2 rRNA genes are annotated in these 386 nt (G+C 42.5%); both read right to left on the reverse strand.

The features are described 5' to 3' along the window. Positions 1–125 (reverse strand): 23S ribosomal RNA (locus KI363_RS21725); the annotation flags it as partial. 186 nt (positions 126–311) lie between these two features. Next, positions 312–386 (reverse strand): 16S ribosomal RNA (locus KI363_RS21730); the annotation flags it as partial.

The raw sequence follows: 386 nt of genomic DNA on the forward strand, positions 1-386 counted from the left end.
TTCCCCATTCGGAAATCTTCGGATCTACGCTTGCTTACAGCTCCCCGAAGCATATCGGTGTTAGTCCCGTCCTTCATCGGCTCCTAGTGCCAAGGCATCCACCGTGCGCCCTTAACAACTTAATCGTTAAAAACGTTTCTTAATCTTATGGATACAATCCATAAGGTGATGCTTCTCGGTTTGTTATATCTTCTTATTTTATCTGGTTTTCAAAGAACAAAAGTTTTGAGAGTTTGAACTCTCAAAACTGAACGAAACTGAACGTCTTTTTGTAGAATGTTCCATGAACATTCTTTCGTAATATTCCTTAGAAAGGAGGTGATCCAGCCGCACCTTCCGATACGGCTACCTTGTTACGACTTCACCCCAATCATCTGTCCCACCTT

This window comes from Lederbergia ruris (genome assembly GCF_018332955.1).
Classification (GTDB): domain Bacteria; phylum Bacillota; class Bacilli; order Bacillales; family Bacillaceae_C; genus Lederbergia; species Lederbergia ruris.